14 protein-coding genes are annotated in these 18,526 nt (G+C 71.1%); 11 read left to right on the top strand and 3 right to left on the bottom strand.

All coding sequences use genetic code 11. From position 1 onward, the window contains the following. Positions 1–95 precede the first annotated feature (95 nt). From secD to KHA85_RS00670, 4 genes are read left to right on the top strand one after another with little or no spacing between them, the layout of a single operon-like run. Positions 96–1,724 carry a protein translocase subunit SecD gene (gene secD, locus KHA85_RS00685; RefSeq protein WP_213184453.1) on the top strand — a complete coding sequence of 543 codons (1,629 nt, stop codon included), beginning with the start codon at positions 96–98 and terminating at the stop codon, positions 1,722–1,724. Then, positions 1,721–2,779, top strand: coding sequence for a protein translocase subunit SecF (gene secF, locus KHA85_RS00680; protein WP_109148679.1), 1,059 nt, complete (start codon positions 1,721–1,723; stop codon positions 2,777–2,779). Before secD ends, secF begins: the two co-directional genes overlap by 4 nt. Continuing rightward, a complete protein-coding gene (locus KHA85_RS00675; RefSeq protein WP_109148680.1) occupies positions 2,776–3,333 on the top strand; it encodes an adenine phosphoribosyltransferase in 558 nt (185 codons plus the stop codon). The genes secF and KHA85_RS00675 overlap by 4 nt, the downstream gene beginning before the upstream one ends. A 46-nt stretch (positions 3,334–3,379) precedes the next feature. Continuing rightward, the gene (locus KHA85_RS00670) at positions 3,380–5,746 is read left to right on the top strand and encodes a RelA/SpoT family protein (protein ID WP_213184438.1); all 2,367 of its coding nucleotides are present in this window, start codon (positions 3,380–3,382) and stop codon (positions 5,744–5,746) included. 96 nt (positions 5,747–5,842) lie between these two features. On the opposite strand, the gene KHA85_RS00665 is transcribed toward KHA85_RS00670, so the two are convergent. Further along, complete coding sequence (locus KHA85_RS00665) at positions 5,843–6,763, bottom strand: peptidylprolyl isomerase (protein ID WP_213184437.1); 921 nt, start codon at positions 6,761–6,763, stop codon at positions 5,843–5,845. Positions 6,764–6,972: 209 nt separating this feature from the next. On the opposite strand from KHA85_RS00665, the gene KHA85_RS00660 reads away from it, so the two are divergent. Together KHA85_RS00660 and hisS are read left to right on the top strand one after the other, a co-directional pair. Then, positions 6,973–7,638, top strand: coding sequence for an MBL fold metallo-hydrolase (locus tag KHA85_RS00660; RefSeq protein WP_061228677.1), 666 nt, complete (start codon positions 6,973–6,975; stop codon positions 7,636–7,638). A gap of 45 nt (positions 7,639–7,683) precedes the next feature. Beyond that, positions 7,684–8,964 (top strand): histidine--tRNA ligase, encoded by a 1,281-nt coding sequence (hisS, locus tag KHA85_RS00655; protein WP_063935061.1) that lies wholly within the window; start codon positions 7,684–7,686, stop codon positions 8,962–8,964. 13 nt (positions 8,965–8,977) lie between these two features. On the opposite strand, the gene ypfJ is transcribed toward hisS, so the two are convergent. Beyond that, positions 8,978–9,895, bottom strand: a complete 918-nt coding sequence (gene ypfJ, locus KHA85_RS00650; protein ID WP_109148684.1) for a KPN_02809 family neutral zinc metallopeptidase — start codon at positions 9,893–9,895, stop codon at positions 8,978–8,980. A 149-nt stretch (positions 9,896–10,044) separates the two neighbouring features. On the opposite strand from ypfJ, the gene aspS reads away from it, so the two are divergent. Next, positions 10,045–11,847, top strand: a complete 1,803-nt coding sequence (gene aspS / locus KHA85_RS00645; RefSeq protein ID WP_213184436.1) for an aspartate--tRNA ligase — start codon at positions 10,045–10,047, stop codon at positions 11,845–11,847. 89 nt (positions 11,848–11,936) lie between these two features. Here the strand turns inward: aspS and KHA85_RS00640 are convergent, their stop codons facing one another. Continuing rightward, the gene (locus tag KHA85_RS00640) at positions 11,937–13,241 is read right to left on the bottom strand and encodes an alkaline phosphatase family protein (protein ID WP_213184452.1); all 1,305 of its coding nucleotides are present in this window, start codon (positions 13,239–13,241) and stop codon (positions 11,937–11,939) included. Positions 13,242–13,406: 165 nt separating this feature from the next. Between KHA85_RS00640 and KHA85_RS00635 the strand changes: the two genes are divergently transcribed. From KHA85_RS00635 to ruvX, 4 genes are all read left to right on the top strand, one after another. After that, positions 13,407–14,783, top strand: coding sequence for a replication-associated recombination protein A (locus KHA85_RS00635; RefSeq protein WP_438802036.1), 1,377 nt, complete (start codon positions 13,407–13,409; stop codon positions 14,781–14,783). A 142-nt stretch (positions 14,784–14,925) separates the two neighbouring features. Continuing rightward, positions 14,926–15,084, top strand: coding sequence for a hypothetical protein (locus KHA85_RS00630; RefSeq protein WP_007626311.1), 159 nt, complete (start codon positions 14,926–14,928; stop codon positions 15,082–15,084). 275 nt (positions 15,085–15,359) lie between these two features. Beyond that, positions 15,360–18,020 carry an alanine--tRNA ligase gene (alaS, locus tag KHA85_RS00625; protein WP_213184435.1) on the top strand — a complete coding sequence of 887 codons (2,661 nt, stop codon included), beginning with the start codon at positions 15,360–15,362 and terminating at the stop codon, positions 18,018–18,020. Beyond that, entirely contained in the window at positions 18,017–18,499 is a 483-nt protein-coding gene (gene ruvX, locus KHA85_RS00620; protein WP_213184434.1) for a Holliday junction resolvase RuvX, read from the top strand. Before alaS ends, ruvX begins: the two co-directional genes overlap by 4 nt. The last annotated feature ends 27 nt before the right edge of the window (positions 18,500–18,526 follow it).

Raw genomic sequence — 18,526 nt, 5'->3', positions numbered from 1 at the left:
ACGAAGACCGAGAGAGATCACCTGTGTCGCCAGTACGTTCTCGAGGCGCCGACGCCCGCCCCAGACCCTGGGCGCTGCTGTCCAGCTTCTTCCTGGTGCTGTTCATCCTCTTCCTCGCCGCGTTCGCCGTGGCGGACAGGGGCCTGACCCCGAAGCTGGGGATCGACCTCCAGGGCGGCACCCGTGTCACGCTGATCCCCAAGGGCGATCCCGACGAGGCCGACCTGCGGCTCGCGCAGGACATCATCCGCGACCGCGTCGACGGTCTCGGCGTCGCCGGGACCACCGTCGTCATCGAGGGCAGCAACATCGTCCTCACCGTGCCCGGCGAGGACTCCAGCCAGGCACGCGACCTCGGCACGACCTCCCAGCTGACCATCAGGCCGGTACTCGAGGTGCAGCCCGTCGCCGAGGGTGACCGTGAACCGGTCCCCGCCGACAAGGGCGACCGCGACGCCGTGGCCGCCGCCGTCGAGGAGGCGCGCGCGGAACGTCAGGGCGAGCCCGCCGGGCTCATCGAGAAGCTGCCCACCTTCCGGTGCCCCGAGCGGGACGTGCTCGCGGGCTTCGACGACCCGGCGCAGGCTCTCATCGCGTGCGGGGAGGGAGCCAAGTACGTCCTCGGTCCGGTGCCGCTGCTCGTCGGCGAGCCCGAGGACGGGCAGCGACTCGACGGTCAGCAGATCGTCAAGGACTCCGTGAGCCACGGCTTCAACCAGCAGGCCGGCAAGAACGAGGTCTCGTTCCGGTTCAACGCCGGTCCCGGCGAACAGGGCAGCGCCACCTGGTCGCGCCTGACGCAGGAGAACCTCCAGCGTCAGATCGCGATCCTCCTCGACGGCGAGGTGATCAGCGCCCCCGTCGTGCAGGGCGTCACGCCGGTCGGGTCCGCGACCTCCATCACCGGTGACTTCACGATCGAGGAGGCGGCCGCACTCTCGGCGAATCTGCGCTACGGCGCGCTGCCCATCTCCTTCGAGGACCCCAACGTCGACAACGTCCCGGCCTCCCTCGGGCTCGCCTCCCTCGAGGCGGGACTACTCGCCGGCGCGATCGGCTTCCTGCTGGTACTGGCCTACTCCGCGTTCTTCTACCGCCTGCTCGGCGTCCTCGCGTTCGTCTCGCTGCTGCTGTCCTTCCTGCTCACCTATGTCGTCCTGGTCTTCCTCGGCTACACGGTCGACTACAGCCTCGACCTGGCCGGGATCGCCGGCCTGGTGATCGGCATCGGTATGACGGCCGACTCCTACGTCGTGTTCTTCGAGCGGATCAAGGACGAGTTGCGCGACGGGCACCGGTTCAGATCCGCCGTGCCCCGGGCCTGGAAGAGCGCCGGCCGCACCATCGTCACCGGCAACTTGGTCAGCCTCATCGGTGCCGTCGTGCTCTACCTGCTCGCCAGCGGAGAGGTACGCGGCTTCGCCTTCACTCTCGGCCTCACGACCGTCATGGACGTGTTCGTGGCCTTCACGGTGACCTGGCCGCTCGTCTACCTGGCCTCGACCCGGCCCCTGTTCGCCAAGCCGTCGGCCAACGGGATGGGCCGGATGGAGAACCTCCAGGCGGCCGCCGCCGAGCAGCGCCGGCTCGACCGCCGGGCGGAGAAGGAGACCGAGGAGACCGCGGATCGCGGGGTCACGGCGACCATCCGTGGCCCGGGCGGCGACACGCTCACCGAACCCCGGATCGACCGATCCGCCACCGACGAGGAGGAGGGCCGATGAGCACTCCCACCAGCACCGCGACCGAGAGCGGCGCCCCGGCCGACGCGCCGACCGGCAGTCTGTTCACCCGGCTCTACACCGGTACCGGCGCGTTCGGCATCGTCGCGAACCGACGCAAGTTCTACGTGCTGACCGTGGTCATCGTCGCCATCTGCCTCGCCAGCATCATCTTCCGCGGCTTCAGCTTCGGCATCGACTTCACCGGCGGTACCAAGCTCTCGATGCCCGCGGGCAATCATGACCAGGACCGCGTGGCCGCGGTCGTCGAGGAGTCCATCGGCGAGGAGCCTCAGACGGTCCAGGTCGTCGGCGCCGGTGACGCGCGGATCGTCGAGGTGGAGACCCGGTTCCTCACCAGTGACGAGATCCGCGCCGCCAAGAACGCGATGTTCGAGGAGTTCCAGCCCGTCACGGCCGACGGGGTCGCCTCCGTCGAGGCGATCGGCGACTCCGCCCGCAGCGAGAGCTGGGGCGGGCAGGTCACGCAGAACGCGCTGATCGCCCTCGGCGTGTTCCTCGTCATCGTGTTCGGGTACATCGCCTTCCGCTTCGAATGGCAGATGGCCACGGCGGCGATCGTCGCGCTGCTGTTCGACGTGGTGACCACCGCCGGGGTCTACTCGATCATCGGCTTCGAGGTCACTCCCGCCACGGTCATCGGCCTGCTGACGATCCTCGGTTTCTCTCTGTACGACACGGTGATCGTGTTCGACAAGGTCGAGGAGAACACGCGGGGCATCAGACACACCGCCACACGGACCTACGCCGAGGAGGCCAACCTCGGCGTCAACCAGACGCTCATGCGGTCCATCCACACCACCATCATCGGTGTCCTGCCGCTGCTGGCGCTGGTCGTGATCGCCGTGTGGATCCTCGGCGTGGGTACGCTGCTGGATCTCGCCCTGGTCCAGATGGTCGGCATCGTCACCGGCACCTTCTCCTCCGTGTTCCTCGCGACGCCACTGCTGGTGTCGTTGAAGAACCGTGACCCCGACATCCGACGCCAGACCGCCAAGGTCCTGGCCCGACGCGAGAAGGCCGAGGCCATCGCATGACCGACTCATCCGTCACCCACGTCTCACCGACCATCAGCTCCTCCGTCGAGCGTCTGATGCGCCGCGTCGAGGACTTCCCGTCCGCGGGCGTCCAGTTCTGCGACCTCACGCCCGTGCTCGCCGACCCCGACGGCTTCGACGCCGTCGTCCGCGGGCTCATCGCCGGTCACGAGATCGGCACCGTCGACTACGTCGCCGGCCTCGACGCGCGCGGCTTCCTGCTCGCCGGAGCCGTCGCCGTGCGCCTCCACACCGGCGTCCTGGCCGTCCGGAAAGCGGGCAAGCTCCCGCCGCCCGTGCACTCGCGCTCCTACGAGCTCGAGTACGGCGCCGCCACGCTCGAACTGCCCGCCGACGGGCTCGACCTGCGCGGTAAGCGGGTCCTCGTCGTCGACGACGTCCTCGCCACCGGTGGCACCCTCACCGCGGCGGTCGGCCTGCTGGAGGACTGCGGCGCAGTCGTCGCCGGCCTGTCCGTCGTCCTCGAGGTCCCCGGCCTCGGGGGCCGGGATAGACTGGCCGGCACACCGCTGACCTGCCTCACGGTCGCGTGACCCCCGGCCGCTCCTGACGGCCCGACACTGCAGGGAGGAGCCGGAGATGACGCAGCGCCAGAACCCCGCCGGCAACCCCGACCGGAGCGGCCACACGGGTAAGAAGGCTACGCCGCAGCCCACCACCCAGCCGCTGCCGGTGATCCCCGGCTCCCGGCCGTCCGCCGGACGCCGGGTCCGGGCGCGATGGGCGCGTCGCCTCACCTCCGGTCTCACGGTCACCTCCACACCCGCGGTCCTCGAACCACTCGTACGCGTCCACCGCATCCACCACGCCAAGGCGGACGTCGGGCTCCTGGCTCGCGCCTACACCCTCGCCGAGCGCCAGCACGAGGGCGTGTACCGCAAGTCCGGCGACCCCTACATCACCCATCCGCTGGCGGTGGCCACCATCTGCGCGGAGATGGGTATGGACACCACCACGCTCGTCGCCGCCCTCCTGCACGACACGGTCGAGGACACCGACTACTCGCTCGAGCAGCTCGAGGCGGATTACGGGGGAGAGGTCGCCCACCTGGTGGACGGCGTCACCAAGCTCGACAAGGTCGACTTCGGCGAGGCCGCCGAGGCGGAGACCATCCGCAAGATGATCATCGCCATGGCGCACGATCCCCGCGTCCTGGTCATCAAGGTGGCCGACCGCCTGCACAACATGCGGACCATGCGCTTCCTCCCGCCGGAGAAGCAGGTGAAGAAGGCCCGCGAGACCCTCGAGGTGATCGCCCCGCTCGCACACCGGCTCGGCATGGCCACCGTGAAGTGGGAACTCGAGGACCTCGCCTTCGCGATCCTCGAGCCCAAGAAGTACCAGGAGATCGTCCGGCTGGTGGCCGACCGCGCACCCAGCCGCGACGTCTACCTCAACACCGTGATCAACCGGGTCAAGGCCGACCTGGAGAAGGCCAACATCCAGGCCCGCGTCGAGGGCCGACCGAAGCACTACTGGTCGATCTATCAGAAGATGATCGTCCGCGGTCGGGAGTTCGACGAGATCCACGACCTCGTGGGCATCCGCGTCCTGTGCGACGACGTCCGGGACTGCTACGCGGCGATCGGCGTCGTCCACTCGACGTGGAAACCCATGCCGGGCCGGTTCAAAGACTACATCGCCCAGCCCCGCTTCGGCGTCTACCGCTCCCTGCACACGACCGTGATCGGGCCGGACGGGAAACCTCTGGAGATCCAGATCCGCACGCACGAGATGCACCGCAACGCCGAGTACGGCATCGCCGCGCACTGGCGGTACAAGGAGACCCGCGGCAAACACAACGGCGACCCCGCCGAGGTCGACGAGATGGCGTGGATGCGCCAGCTCCTGAGCTGGCAGCGCGAGGCCGCCGACCCGGGGGAGTTCCTCGATTCCCTCCGGTTCGAGATGACCAGCAAGGAGATCTTCGTCTTCACCCCCAAGGGCGACGTGATCAACCTGCCGGTCGGCGCGACCCCCGTGGACTTCGCCTACGCCGTCCACACCGAGGTCGGCCACCGCTGCATCGGCGCTCGGGTCAACGGCAAGCTCGTCGCCCTCGAGCGCCCGCTGGAGAACGGCGAGGTGGTGGAGGTCTTCACCTCCAAGGACCCCAACGCGGGACCGAGCCTGGACTGGCAGAAGTTCGTGGTCTCCGGCCGCGCCAAGAGCTCGATCCGGCAGTGGTTCGCCAAGGAGCGCCGCGAGGAGGCTCTCGAGCGCGGGAAGGACCTCATCACCCGCGAGGTCCGTCGCGGTGGCGTCCCCGTCCACCGGGTGTTCTCCAACGAGTCGATCGCCGGCGTCGCCCGCGAACTCGGCTTCACCGATGTCACCGCCCTGTACACGGCGATCGGCGAGAACCACGTCTCCGCCAAGACGGTGGTCGGGCGTCTCGTCGCGGCCCACGGCGGCGTCGACGAGGTCACCGAGGAGCTCGCGGACCGGTCGCGGGACAAGACCATCACCCCGCACCGCCCCACGCCCGCGGGCGCCGGCGTCCTCGTCGGAGGCGTGGAGGACGTCCACGCCAAGCTCGCCCGCTGCTGCACACCGGTGCCCGGCGACGAGGTCCTGGGCTTCATCACCCGCAGCGGCACGGTGAGCGTCCACCGGACGGACTGCACCAACGCCACGGACCTCCATCGCGAACCCGAGCGGTTGGTCAAGGTCGAGTGGACGCCACAGCCGGGGGCGCTGTTCCTCGTGGCCATCCAGGTCGAGGCGCTGGACCGGCACCGGCTCCTGTCCGACGTCACCAAGGTGCTGGCCGATGAGAAGGTCAACATCCTGTCCGCGTCGGTGCAGACCGCAGGTGACGACCGGGTCGCGATCTCCCGGTTCACGTTCGAGATGGCCGACCCCAAGCATCTGGGCCACGTCCTCAACGCGGTTCGTCGGGTCGAGGGCGTCTTCGACGCCTACCGGATGACGTCCAACTCCTAGGCCCGGCGAGCGCCGGAGCCGCACGAACGACTTCGCCCCGGCCGGATGGCCGGGGCGGTGTCGTCCAGGTCGCGATCCGGGCGGGCCCGGGCCGGGTCACTCCTCGGGCAGACCCTCCTGCGCGTCGACCGTGACCTTCTCGATCTGGACCGGACGCTTGGGCGCCTGGTAGTCGTCGCTCATCGGATCGTTGCTCTTGATCCCGCCCTCGGCGATCCGGTCCAGGACCTCGAGCCCCGACTCACCGATGGTGCCCATGACCGAGTACTCGGGCGGGAGCATGGAGTCCTCGTAGACGAGGAAGAACTGGCTGCCCGCACTGTTCGGCGCCTGGGACTTGGCCATGGCGACCGTGCCGCGCGGGTAGACCGAGATCCCGGAGCCGTCCTCCGCCACGGGGAGATCGGTGGGCGGCTCGTCGACGATGGAGTAGCCGGGACCCGAGAGGCCGGTGCCGGTCGGATCCCCGCACTGCAGCACGGAGAGCTCGGCGCCCTCCTCACCGATGGTCAGGCGGTGGCACTCGGTGTCGTCGAAGTAGGACTGCTCGGCCAGATGCACGAAGCTCGCGACGTTGCAGGGGGCCCCGGCCCGGTCCAGCTCGAGCGGGATGTCCCCGGCGTTGGTCGCGATGGTGATCTGTGCGGTACCCCGGCGGGGCTGGTCGCCGCTCGGCGGCTCCACCTCGCGCCTGGTCTCCTCGATCTCGTCGATCTGCTCGTTGAAGCGCTCGGCCTCTTCGACCACCTCGGGGCCCTGGTCCTCGAACTGCGCGGGATCGACCTTCTCCATGGGGGTCTCCGCCGGGTACTCGCAGGTGACCCAGTTGGCCGCGTACTCCTCGGCGCGCGCCTGCTCGGTCTTGTTCCAGACCACGACGCCGACGATCCCCAGCAGGACCACCACGACGACAGCGGCGCCGGCGATCTTGAGCTGCTTCTCGCGGCGAGCCTGGGCCTCCATCTGCTCGCGCAGGCGCTGGCGCGCCTCGGCTCGGCGTTCCTGGTTGGTGGACACTGACCCTCCTGGGGACCTGGACTAGGCTGGAACGGTCGGCCGGATCGACTCGCCGGGTCTCCTCACGGAGGCCCCGGGGACGGTCCGGCCCAGGGTACTTGTCTACCAGGTCGGGCAACGTCGATCGCACACCACTCCGGTGTCGGACCGCGTTGACCCGACGCCGCGCGCCAGGCGCCGTGGATTGTCGAAGAAAGGGAGTACGGGACGTGCAGATCGTCGGTTTCCCCGCCGGGATGTTCCAGACCAACTGCTACATCGTGTCCGACGACGCGGGGGACTGCGTGATCGTGGACCCGGGCCAGGACGCCGAGGAGCAGGTGCGCCGCCAGGTCTCGGAGGCGGGCCTGCGGCCGCGTGCGGTGCTGCTCACCCACGGTCACCTCGACCACATCTGGAACGCCCGGCAGGTCGCGGACCACTACCGCGTCCCCGCCTACATCCACCCCGACGACCGCCCGATGCTGTCTGATCCCGGCAAGGGCCTGTCGCTCGACCTGTCGGCCATGCTCAAGGACATGACGTTCACCGAGCCCGCCGAGGTCGTCGAGGTTTTCGACGGCGACACCCTGCGGTTCGGGTCGATGACCTTCGACGTGGACCACGCCCCCGGCCACAGCCCCGGTTCGGTGTCCTTCCGGATCACCGTGCAGACCGAAGAGGGACCGCGGATGGTGGTCCTCGGTGGCGACGTACTGTTCCAGGACGGGGTCGGCCGTACCGACCTGCCGGCGGGGGACACCGAGGTGCTCATGCAGTCGATCGCCAAGAAGTTCCTCGTCCTGGATGACGACGCGGTGGTCCTGCCCGGACACGGCCCGTCCACCACGATCGGTCGCGAGCGCCGGTCCAACCCCTTCCTGCGCGACCTCTAGACCGACCGGCGCCCCCGCCCCCTATCTGACCCGAGGACTTTCCCTGTGACCGGCACCGAGAAGAAGACCGCACTCAAGGCCCCCAAGGGCGTGCCCGACTACGTCCCCCCGGCGTCGGCCGGGTTCGTCGCCGTCCGCGACGCGATCACCACCGCCGCCCGGCGCGCCGGCTACGGCCACATCGAGCTGCCGATCTTCGAGGACACGGCGCTGTTCGCCCGCGGGGTGGGCGAGTCCACGGACGTGGTCTCCAAGGAGATGTACTCGTTCGAGGACAGGGGCGGCCGCAGCGTCACGCTGCGGCCCGAGGGCACGGCGGGGGTCATGCGTGCGGTGATCGAGCACGGGCTGGACCGCGGACAGCTGCCGGTCAAGCTCTGTTACGCCGGGCCGTTCTTCCGGTACGAGCGTCCGCAGGCCGGCCGCTACCGGCAGCTCCAGCAGGTCGGGATCGAGGCCATCGGGGTGGACGACCCCGCCCTCGACGCCGAGGTGATCGCCGTGGCCGACGAGGCGTTCCGGTCGCTCGGCCTGACCGGCTTCCGCCTCGAGCTCACCTCGCTCGGCGACGAGACGTGCCGCCCGCAGTACCGCGAGCGGCTGCAGGCGTTCCTCGCCGGCTTGGATCTCGACGAGGCGACGCGTGAGCGCGCGCGGATCAACCCGCTGCGCGTGCTCGACGACAAGCGCCCCGAGGTGCGTGAGCAGCTCGAGGACGCGCCGCTGATGATCGATCACCTCTCGGACGCCAGCGCCGAGCACTTCGCGACCGTGCGGGCGCACCTGGACGCGCTCGGCGTGCCGTACACGGTCAACCCCCGCATGGTCCGCGGCCTGGATTACTACACCAAGACGACCTTCGAGTTCGTTCACGACGGCCTCGGCGCGCAGTCCGGGATCGGCGGCGGAGGACGCTACGACGGGCTGATGGAGCAGCTCGGTGGCCAGGCTCTGTCGGGCATCGGCTTCGGGATCGGTGTCGACCGCACGGTGCTGGCGCTCCAGGCCGAGGGGATCGATCCCGCGGCGCAGGGGCGGGTCGACGTGTACGGCGTCGCGCTCGGGGCGGCGGCCAAGGCGGCGATGGTGCCGGTCCTGGCGGAGTTCCGCCGCAACGGGCTGCGGGCGGACATGGCGTACGGCGACCGGGGCATGAAGGGCGCGTTCAAGGCGGCGGACCGGTCGGGCGCGGCGGTCACGGTCGTCATCGGTGAGAACGAGCTCGAGACCGGCACCGCAGTGGTCAAGACGATGTCCACCGGCGAGCAGGAGCCGGTTCCGCTCGAGGCGATCCTCGGGCACGTCACCCGGGCCGTCGAGCGCTGACTCCTCCGGCGCGTCAGAGCTGCGCGCGGAAGGTGTCGCAGGCCTGCACGGAGCCCTGCTCGTAGCCGGTGAGGAACCACTGCCTGCGCATCTCGGACGAGCCGTGGGTCCACGAGCGGGGGTCGACGCGCCCGCCTCCGGTGCGCTGGATGTGGTCGTCGCCGATGGCCTCCGCGGTTTGGACGATCGCGTCCACGTCCTGCGGGGTCAGGCTCTCCAGCAGCGGCGGGCCGCCGTCGGGCGCCGGGGTGGAGGTCGCGTAGTGGGCCCAGAGCCCCGCGTAGCAGTCGGCTTGGAGCTCGACGCGGACCGCTCCGGACGACGGGCCCTGCGGGTCCTGCTGCGAGCGTCGGATGTCGCCGAGCATGGTCTGCAGGTGGTGGCCGAACTCGTGCGCGACGACGTACATCTGCGCCGCGCCGGAGGGCGGACCGCCGAGCTGCCCCACCAGGACGCTGTCGAAGAACGCGGGATCGATGTAGACGGTCTGCCCGGCCGGGCAGTAGAAGGGGCCGATGTCGGAGGAGGCGGCCCCACAGCCGGTGTCGACGGCGCCGCTGAAGACGGTGGTCCGCGGCTGCTCCCAGCGCATACCGACCTGATCCGGGAGCTGGGTCGTCCAGACGTCCTCGAGGCTCTCCGTGGTTGCGACGATGCGGCAGATCGTGTCGGTGTTGGCCTGCTGCAGGTCGCACTGGTCGATGTGGGCCTGGATCTGCTCCGCGGAATCGGAACCCTGTCCCTGGGCACCGGTGGGACCGGTGGTTCCGGTGTCCAGGCCGAGCTGGCCCGGGTCGACACCGAGGAACAGCGCGATGAGGACGACGGCGAGGCCGCCGAGCCCTCCGCCGACGGCGATCCCCCGGCGACCTCCCCGGCCCCCGCCGGAGACTCCGCTGGTGTCGAGCCTCCCGCCCTGTCGAAACGTCATGATCTCCGCCTTCCGGGTGGTGCGTCGCCCCGTCTGTCGTGGACGTAGACTGTTCCCCGTCCGAGCCCGTGGCCGGCCGTGGGGTCGTCCCGTCGGTGCTCACGCTCAGGCGATCACACCACACTTTCCCCGACGAGAGGACCACCGTAGTGCTGCGCACCCATTCCGCCGGCCAGCTCCGAGCCGCCGATGCCGGTGACACAGTCACCCTGGCCGGCTGGGTGGCACGCCGCCGGGATCACGGCGGCGTCATCTTCGTCGACCTGCGCGACGCCTCGGGCGTGTGCCAGGTGGTCTTCCGCTCCGAGGACGTGGCCGAGCGCGCCCACCGCCTGCGCAACGAGTACTGCGTGGCGGTCACCGGCACCGTCGACCGGCGTCCCGAGGGGTCGGAGAACCCGAACCTGGCCTCGGGCGAGATCGAGATCGACGTCACGTCGTTCGAGGTCCTGGGCGAGGCGGCGGCGCTGCCGTTCCAGCTCGACGACGAGGTGGGGGAGGAGGCGCGTCTGCGTCACCGGTACCTCGACCTGCGTCGCGAGGGCCCGGGCGCGGCGCTGCGGCTGCGGTCGAAGGTCAACGCCGCGGCCCGCGGCGTGCTGGCCCGTCACGACTTCGTCGAGATCGAGACCCCCACGCTGACCCGCTCTACCCCGGAGGGCGCGCGCGACTTCCTCGTGCCGGCCCGCCTGCAGCCGGGCACGTTCTACGCCCTCCCGCAGTCTCCGCAGCTGTTCAAGCAGCTGCTCATGGTGGCCGGGATGGAGAAGTACTACCAGTTGGCCCGCTGCTACCGCGACGAGGACTTCCGTGCCGACCGGCAGCCGGAGTTCACGCAGCTCGACGTGGAGATGAGCTTCGTCGACCAGGACGACGTGATCGCTGTGGCGGAGGAGATCCTCACCGAGGTGTGGGCGACCGCCGGGTACGAGATCACCACGCCGATCCCGCGGATGACGTACGACGAGGCGATGCGCCGGTACGGCTCCGACAAGCCGGATCTGCGCTTCGACATCGAGCTCGTCGAGTGCACGGAGTTCTTCGCCGACACCCCGTTCCGGGTGTTCAAGGCGCCCTATGTCGGCGCGGTCGTCATGAAGGGCGGGGCGTCGCAGCCGCGTCGTCAGCTCGACGCCTGGCAGGAGTGGGCCAAGCAGCGCGGCGCCAAGGGGCTCGCGTACATCCTCGTCGGGGAAGACGGCGAGCTGGGCGGCCCGGTCGCCAAGAACCTGTCGGACGCCGAGCGGGCCGGCATCGCCGCCCACGTCGGCGCGGAGCCGGGTGACTGCATCTTCTTCGGCGCCGGCGCGGTGAAGTCCACGCGGGCCCTGCTCGGTGCCGCCCGCGGTGAGATCGCCGCCAAGCTCGGTCTCATCGACCCCACCAAGTGGGCGTTCACCTGGGTCGTCGACGCGCCGATGTTCGAGCCCGCCGACGACGCCACGGCGGCCGGCGACGTGGCCGTGGGCTCCGGCGCGTGGACGGCGGTGCACCACGCCTTCACCTCGCCCAAGCCCGAGCACCTGGACACCTTCGACACCGATCCGGGCTCGGCGCTCGCCTACGCGTACGACATCGTGTGCAACGGCAACGAGATCGGCGGCGGCTCGATCCGTATCCATCGCAAGGACATCCAGGAGCGGGTGTTCGGCGTCATGGGCATCTCGGCCGAGGAGGCGCAGGAGAAGTTCGGCTTCCTGCTCGACGCCTTCTCCTACGGCGCCCCGCCGCACGGCGGCATCGCGTTCGGCTGGGATCGCATCTGCGCCCTGCTGGCCGGGACCGAGTCGATCCGCGACGTCATCGCGTTCCCCAAGTCCGGCGGCGGCGTGGACCCGCTGACCGATGCGCCGGCGCCGATCACCGCGCAGCAGCGCAAGGAGTCCGGCATCGACGCCAAGCCGGTGCAGCGCGGCCAGTCCGCCCCGCCCGCGGAGACCCCGGCGCAGTAGTCGTCGAACGCGGGGTCGGGCCCGCGGCGTGGTCGTCTCCGGCCGTGCCGCGGGCCCGTCCCGTACGCGGTGCCGCACCGCGGCCCGCGTCAGAGGTGGAACGCCTCGAGCGCGGGCCGCCCGTCCATTCCGCCGTGGTCGAGGCCGAACAGCGTCGCGACGGTCGGAGCCACGTCGAGCGTGCGCACGGGCCGGTCGACCACGGCGCCGCGCCGCACGATCCGGTGGCCGCCGGTGATGAAGAACGGGATGCCCAGCGTGACCTCGTGTCCGTGGTTGCCGGGGATCGGGTTGGAGAACGGGGTGGGGTCGGAGAACCTCCACCCGGGCTGACACGTCGCCACGAGGTCTCCGCCGCGCTCGCCCAGTGACAGTTCGGTCGGATCGTAGAGGCGGTGGACGCCGGGCAGCCCGCCGATCACCTCGCGCAGTCGCGCCAGGGCGGCGTCGCGCTCGACGGCGGGGCCGAGGTGCGTGAACGTGTCGGCGCCCCCGTTCTGGGCGATCCCGAACCGCCCGCGCAGTGCGGGGTCGGCGTCGATCGCGCCGGCCGCGCTGATGAGGCGCAGGGGTTCGGACCAGTCCATCCCGTGGTCGGCCAGGACGATGAGCACCGAGCGTTCCCAGCGCCCGGTCGCGCGCAGGAACTCCTCGAGGTCCCAGAGCTTGTGGTCGGAGTTGAACACCGCCTGGTTGCGGGCGAGTCGCAGCGAGGTGCCCGACAGGTCCATGTGGCCGAAGCGGTCCATGTCCCCGAGGTTGACGAAGGTCATCCGCGGGGCGTGGTCGGTGATGGTCCGCTTGAGCGCCTCGACCGTGAACCAGTCCAGCGAGTGGTCGGTGATCGGCACGAGCGGGAACGGCGCCCACTGCACGCTGGCGCGCCCGCTGAACAGCCCGTGCAGGTAGTCCTTGCTCAGCACGCTCGCGGTGGTGAGGCCCGCCTCGGTGCGGATCCGGTCGAGGACCGTCGGTGCGCGCAGGTCGTCGGGCCGGTCGAGCGTGCGGTCCGTGCGCGCGGCCCGGTCCCAGACGGCGTTGGCGGGTACCCCGTTGCGCTCGGGGAGCACGCCGGTGACCATCGCGGCGTGGTTGGGCAGGGTCTCGGCGATCATGATCGACGAGGCATCGGTGAACCGCGTCCCCGCGGCGGCCCAGCGGTGCAGTGTCGGTGCCTGCGCCGCGTTGAGTTCGTCGGGCCGCATGCCGTCGGTGACGATCACGTAGACGTCGAGGTCGTCGGCGACCGGGCGCACCGGGTCCGCCCACACGCGCGCCGGTTCGGCGAGGAGGGTCACCCCGACCGCGCCGGCGGCGGCGACCCGCCCCGCTCCGGCGAGCGCCTCGCGGCGGGTGAGCGTGGGGCCGTGGGTGGGGTGGTCGTCGCGGCACATGTGGTGGGCCCTCCGGAGGTCGTGGCACGGGGTGGTGTTGGAGTGGGGTGGCGGCGGTGCGCCCCCGCCGGGCAGGTGGCACACCTGGCCTCCAGACAACCCGACGACGACGAGGGCCGCGGTCACTTCCGTGGATCCGTCGCCGGATGTTCACCTGGGGGTTCGCTGTCGGGGCCCGCCGGTAGCCTGGGGGGCGTGACAGAAGACGCTGGGCTGTTCGCCGCCGGGGACTCGGGCGGCGCCGGGTCCGTTCCTCCGGCGTCGGCGTCCGTGGACCCGGGCGCCCCGTTGGCGGTCCGGATGCGGCCGCGGACGCTGGGCGAGGTGATCGGCCAGGAGCACCTGCTGCGCCCTAATTCGCCGCTGCGGCGGCTGGTGGAGGGGCGCGGGGGCTCGTCGGTGATCCTCTACGGCCCTCCGGGGACCGGGAAGACGACGCTCGCCAATCTGGTGGCCAGCACGTCGGGGCGGCATTTCGTCGCCCTGTCGGCGCTCAGCGCCGGGGTCAAGGACGTCCGCGCGGTGATCGACGACGCCCGCACCCGGCAGGTCCACGGTCAGCGCACGGTCCTGTTCATCGACGAGGTGCACCGGTTCTCCAAGAGCCAGCAGGACGCCCTGCTGGCGGCCGTGGAGAACGGCATCGTGCTGCTGGTGGCCGCCACCACGGAGAACCCGCATTTCTCCGTGATCGCGCCACTGCTGAGCCGGTCGCTCATCGCCGAACTGCAGGGCCTGGACGACGCCGGGGTGGCCGCCGTGCTGCGTCGCGCGGTCTCCGACGAGCGGGGGCTGGCGGGGCGCGTCGAGCTCACCACCGCCGCGGCGGAGGACATCGTCCGGCTCTCGGGCGGGGACGCGCGACGCAGTCTGACGATCCTGGAGGCCGCGGCCGGGGCCGCGGAGGACGGCGTGGTGACGCCGGAGATCGTCGAGCTCAGCCTGGACGCGGCCCCCGTGCGCTACGACCGTGACGGCGACCAGCACTACGACGTCACGAGCGCGTTCATCAAGTCCATCCGCGGGTCCGACGTGGACGCGGCGCTGCACTACCTGGCACGCATGCTGGTCGCGGGGGAGGACCCCCGGTTCATCGCCCGGCGGCTCATGGTGCACGCGAGTGAGGACATCGGCATGGCCGACCCGACCGCGCTGCTGTCCGCGAGCGCGGCGGCGGAGATCGTCCAGAAGGTCGGCATGCCCGAGTGCCGGCTCGCGCTGGCCCAGGCCACCATCCACCTCGCGACCGCCCCCAAATCCAAGGCGGTGATCGCGGCCATCGACGCCGCCATGTCGGATGTCCGCGCGGGCGGCGTCGGCGAGGTGCCCAAGCACCTGCGGGACGGCCACTACGCCGGGGCCAAGGGGCTCGGCAACGGGGTGGGCTACCGGTACCCGCACAACGCGGCGCCGGGGGTCGTGGCGCAGCAGTACCCGCCCGACGAGCTGGTGGGGCGGGACTACTACGAGCCCGGGCCGCACGGCCACGAGCGCGAGCTGTCCGCCCGGGTCGACAAACTCCGCCGGATCATCCGGGACTGACGCGCGCCCGGGGCCACGCCGAGAGGGGCTCCAGGGAACCCTCGGGGCAAAAGCCTGGCCAAACCCTGGGAACTGTGTGAAGGTCATATTTCCTGCATGAGCAGGCAGGATGTTGTGTCCACATCAGCATTCGGAGGTTCTCATGTTCACCGGTCTCGCCAGCATCTTCTCGACGCTCGTCGGCGTCGCCACCTCGGTCGGCGTCTGGGGCACCGGGGCGCACAGCCTCGGCCTGCTGCCGCAGGAGGCCTTCATCACCGCCGCCAACTTCGGCATCATCCTGCCCCCGATGCCGCGCTGACCGACCCTCTCGCCGCACACGGCCAGCCAGGGCGCCCCTCCGCCGGACCGGTGGAGCGGGCGCCCGCGTCCTTCCGGGTGGCGGCCCCTCGTCGTCGTCGTCAAGGCCACGTCCCCGCGCGGCGGCGCCGGCTGCCACGTCCCCGCGCGGGACGGCCCCTCGCCCCGCCCGCAGCGCATCCCGGCCCGCCCCACCTCGTTCCCGGGCGCCGACCCGCGCGGCGGTAGTCTTGACTCTCGCCCGACACCACCCGTAGACGACCAGTGAGGCCCCCTGTGCAGACCCATGAGATCCGGCGCCGCTTCCTCGACCACTTCGTCCGCGCCGGACACACCGAGGTCCCCAGCGCGTCACTGGTCCTGGACGATCCCAACCTGCTTTTCGTCAACGCCGGCATGGTCCCGTTCAAGCCCTACTTCCTCGGCCAGGAGACGCCGCCGTACGCCACCGCGACGTCCATCCAGAAGTGCGTGCGCACCCTCGACATCGAGGAGGTGGGCATCACCACCCGCCACAACACCTTCTTCCAGATGGCCGGGAACTTCTCCTTCGGCGACTACTTCAAGGAAGGGGCCATCCGCAACGCGTGGTCGCTGCTGACGTCCTCGCTCGACAACGGGGGCTTCGGCATCGACCCCGCGCTGCTGTGGGTGACCGTCTACCTCGACGACGACGAGGCGTACGGCATCTGGCGCGACGTGATCGGCGTGCCCGAAGAGCGCATCCAGCGGCGCGGCATGGCCGACAACTACTGGTCCATGGGCGTGCCCGGACCCTGTGGACCGTGCTCGGAGATCTTCTACGACCGCGGACCGGCCTACGGAGTCGACGGCGGGCCGGAGGCCGACGAGGACCGCTACATCGAGATCTGGAACCTCGTGTTCATGCAGAACGAGCGCGGCGAGGGCTCCGGCAAGGACGCCTTCGAGATCCTCGGCCCGCTGCCCAAGCAGAACATCGACACCGGCATGGGCGTCGAGCGCGTCGCCTTCCTCCTCCAGGGCGTCGAGAACGTCTACGAGACCGACCTGCTGCGCCCGGTCATCGACACCGCGGAGCGCCTGTCCGGCGCGAAGTACGGCGCCGACAGCGCCTCGGACGTGCGGTTCCGCGTGATCGCCGACCACGCCCGCACCGCCTACATGCTCATCTCCGACGGCGTGACCCCCGGCAACGAGGGCCGCGGCTACATCCTCCGTCGCCTCCTGCGGCGCATCGTCCGCTCCGTGCGCCTCCTCGGCGCGTCGGGGGAGACCATGGCCGAGTTCATGGCCACCGTCCGGGACGCGATCGGTCCCTCGTTCCCCGAGACCGTCGCCGGCTACGAGCGCATCGAGCGGATCGCCGTGGCCGAGGAGGCCGCCTTCCTCAAGACCCTCGAGTCCGGCACCCAGCTATTCGAGCGCGCCGCCGAGTCCGCCCGCCGGTCCGGCGCCGCGGTGCTCTCCGGCCAGCAGGCGTTCGCCCTCCACGACACCCACGGGTTCCCGATCGATCTCACCCTCGAGATGGCCTCCGAGGCCGGGCTGCAGGTCGACGAGGAGGGCTTCCGCTCGCTCATGTCCGAGCAGCGCGCCCGCGCCAAGGCCGACTCGCAGGCCAAGAAGCACGCCCACGCCGACCTGTCCGTCTACCGCGACTTCCTCGACGCCGGCGAGACCGTCTTCACCGGCTTCACCGACCTCACCGACGAGTCGCGCCTGCTGGGCATCGTCTCCGGCGGCCGGGCCGTCGCGGTGGCCCGCGAGGGCGACGAGGTGGAGTTCGTGCTCGACCGCACCCCGTTCTACGCCGAGTCCGGCGGCCAGCTGGGCGACCGCGGCATGATCTCCACCGCCGGCTTCCAGATGCGCGTCGACGACGTGCAGAAGATCGGCAAGAAGCTCTGGATCCACAAGGGCGTCCTCACCGGGGGCGAGGTCGAGGCCGGGCAACTCGTCACGGCCGCCGTCGACCCCGAGTGGCGCAAGGGCGCCACCCAGGGCCACTCGGCCACCCACCTCGTCCACGCGGCGCTGCGCCAGATCCTCGGGCCCGAGGCCGTCCAGGCCGGTTCGCTCAACAAGCCCGGCTACATGCGGTTCGACTTCAACTGGTCCGGCTCGATCCCCGCCGACGTCCTCGCCCAGATCGAGGAGGTCACCAACTCCGCCGTCGACGCCGACTACGGCGTCAACACCATCGAGACCACCCTCGACGAGGCCAAGCGCATGGGCGCCATGGCCCTGTTCGGCGAGAACTACGGGTCCACGGTCCGTGTGGTGGAGATCGGCGGCCCGTTCTCCATGGAACTGTGCGGCGGCACCCACGTCAGCAGCTCCGCACAGATCGGTCCCGTCAGCCTGCTCGGCGAGGCGTCCGTCGGGTCCGGCATCCGGCGTGTCGAGGCCTACGTCGGCATGGACGCCTACCGCCACCAGGCCCGCGAGCGCGCTCTCGTGTCCGGCCTCGCGACCTCGCTCAAGGCGCCCGCCGACGAGCTGCCCGACCGCATCGCCGCTTTGAGCGCCAAGCTGCGCGAGACCGAGAAGGCCCTCGAGTCGCTGCGCGCGGCCCAGCTGGCCTCCCAGGCCGGCGACCTGCTCGCCTCGGCCGAGGACCTCGACGGTGTCCGGTTCCTCGCCCACAGCGCCCCGGGCGGAGCCGCCGGCGACCTGCGCACCCTCGCGTCCGACCTCAAGGGCCGCCTCGGCTCCGACGCGGGCGTCGTCCTCCTCACCGCACCCGGCCAGGACAAGGTGCCGTTCGTCATCGCCGTCACCCCGGCCGCCCAGGAGCGCGGCCTCCGGGCCGGCGACCTCGTCAAGGCGATCTCCCCGGCACTCGGCGCCCGCGGCGGCGGCAAGGCGGACATGGCCCAGGGCGCGGGCACGGAGCCCGGCGGCATCGACGCCGCGGTCTCCGCCCTGCGCGACGCCGTCCGGGACGCGGGATGACCGACCCCGGCGCGCCCGCGGCCACCGGCGCGGCCTGGACCCGCGGGCGCCGGCTCGGCCTGGACGTGGGCACCGCCCGCATCGGCGTGGCCTCCTGCGACCCCGACGGGATCCTGGCCACCCCGGTCGAGACCATCCGCGTGGTCGACGGCGACCCCGGATGGGCCGCCGAGATCCGGCGGCTCGGCGAGCTGATCGCCGAGTACGACGCCGTCGGCGTGGTCGTGGGGCTACCCACCTCCCTCAAGGGGCGCGAGACCGCCTCGACCGCCATGGCCCGGTCGTTCGCCGACGCGCTGACCACCGCTTCCCCGGAAGTGCCGGTGGAACTCGTCGACGAGAGGCTGACCACCGTCACCGCCGGCGCGGCCCTCCACGGGGCCGGTCGCAACACACGTAAGCAGCGCGACGTGATCGACCAGGCCGCCGCCGTCGTCCTCCTCCAGGCCTGGATCGACTCGCGGCACGCCCGCCGATGAACGGCGCGCCGACCGGCGGTGATGGCT

Origin of the sequence: Dietzia massiliensis, from assembly GCF_018390595.1 — a bacterium.
Taxonomy (GTDB): Bacteria; Actinomycetota; Actinomycetes; order Mycobacteriales; family Mycobacteriaceae; genus Dietzia; species Dietzia massiliensis.
Note: the sequence above shows the minus strand (reverse complement) of the source record. Positions and strands in the feature narration are given on the sequence as shown.

Excerpts from the sequence above, each read along its gene's own strand:
- ypfJ (WP_109148684.1), bottom strand. The coding sequence starts at position 9,895 with ATGACGTTTCGACAGGGCGGGAGGCTCGACACCAGCGGAGTCTCCGGC.
- ruvX (WP_213184434.1), top strand. The coding sequence starts at position 18,017 with ATGACCGACCCCGGCGCGCCCGCGGCCACCGGCGCGGCCTGGACCCGC.
- KHA85_RS00630 (WP_007626311.1), top strand. The coding sequence starts at position 14,926 with ATGTTCACCGGTCTCGCCAGCATCTTCTCGACGCTCGTCGGCGTCGCC.
- secF (WP_109148679.1), top strand. The coding sequence starts at position 1,721 with ATGAGCACTCCCACCAGCACCGCGACCGAGAGCGGCGCCCCGGCCGAC.
- KHA85_RS00675 (WP_109148680.1), top strand. The coding sequence starts at position 2,776 with ATGACCGACTCATCCGTCACCCACGTCTCACCGACCATCAGCTCCTCC.
- KHA85_RS00670 (WP_213184438.1), top strand. The coding sequence starts at position 3,380 with ATGACGCAGCGCCAGAACCCCGCCGGCAACCCCGACCGGAGCGGCCAC.
- KHA85_RS00640 (WP_213184452.1), bottom strand. The coding sequence starts at position 13,241 with ATGTGCCGCGACGACCACCCCACCCACGGCCCCACGCTCACCCGCCGC.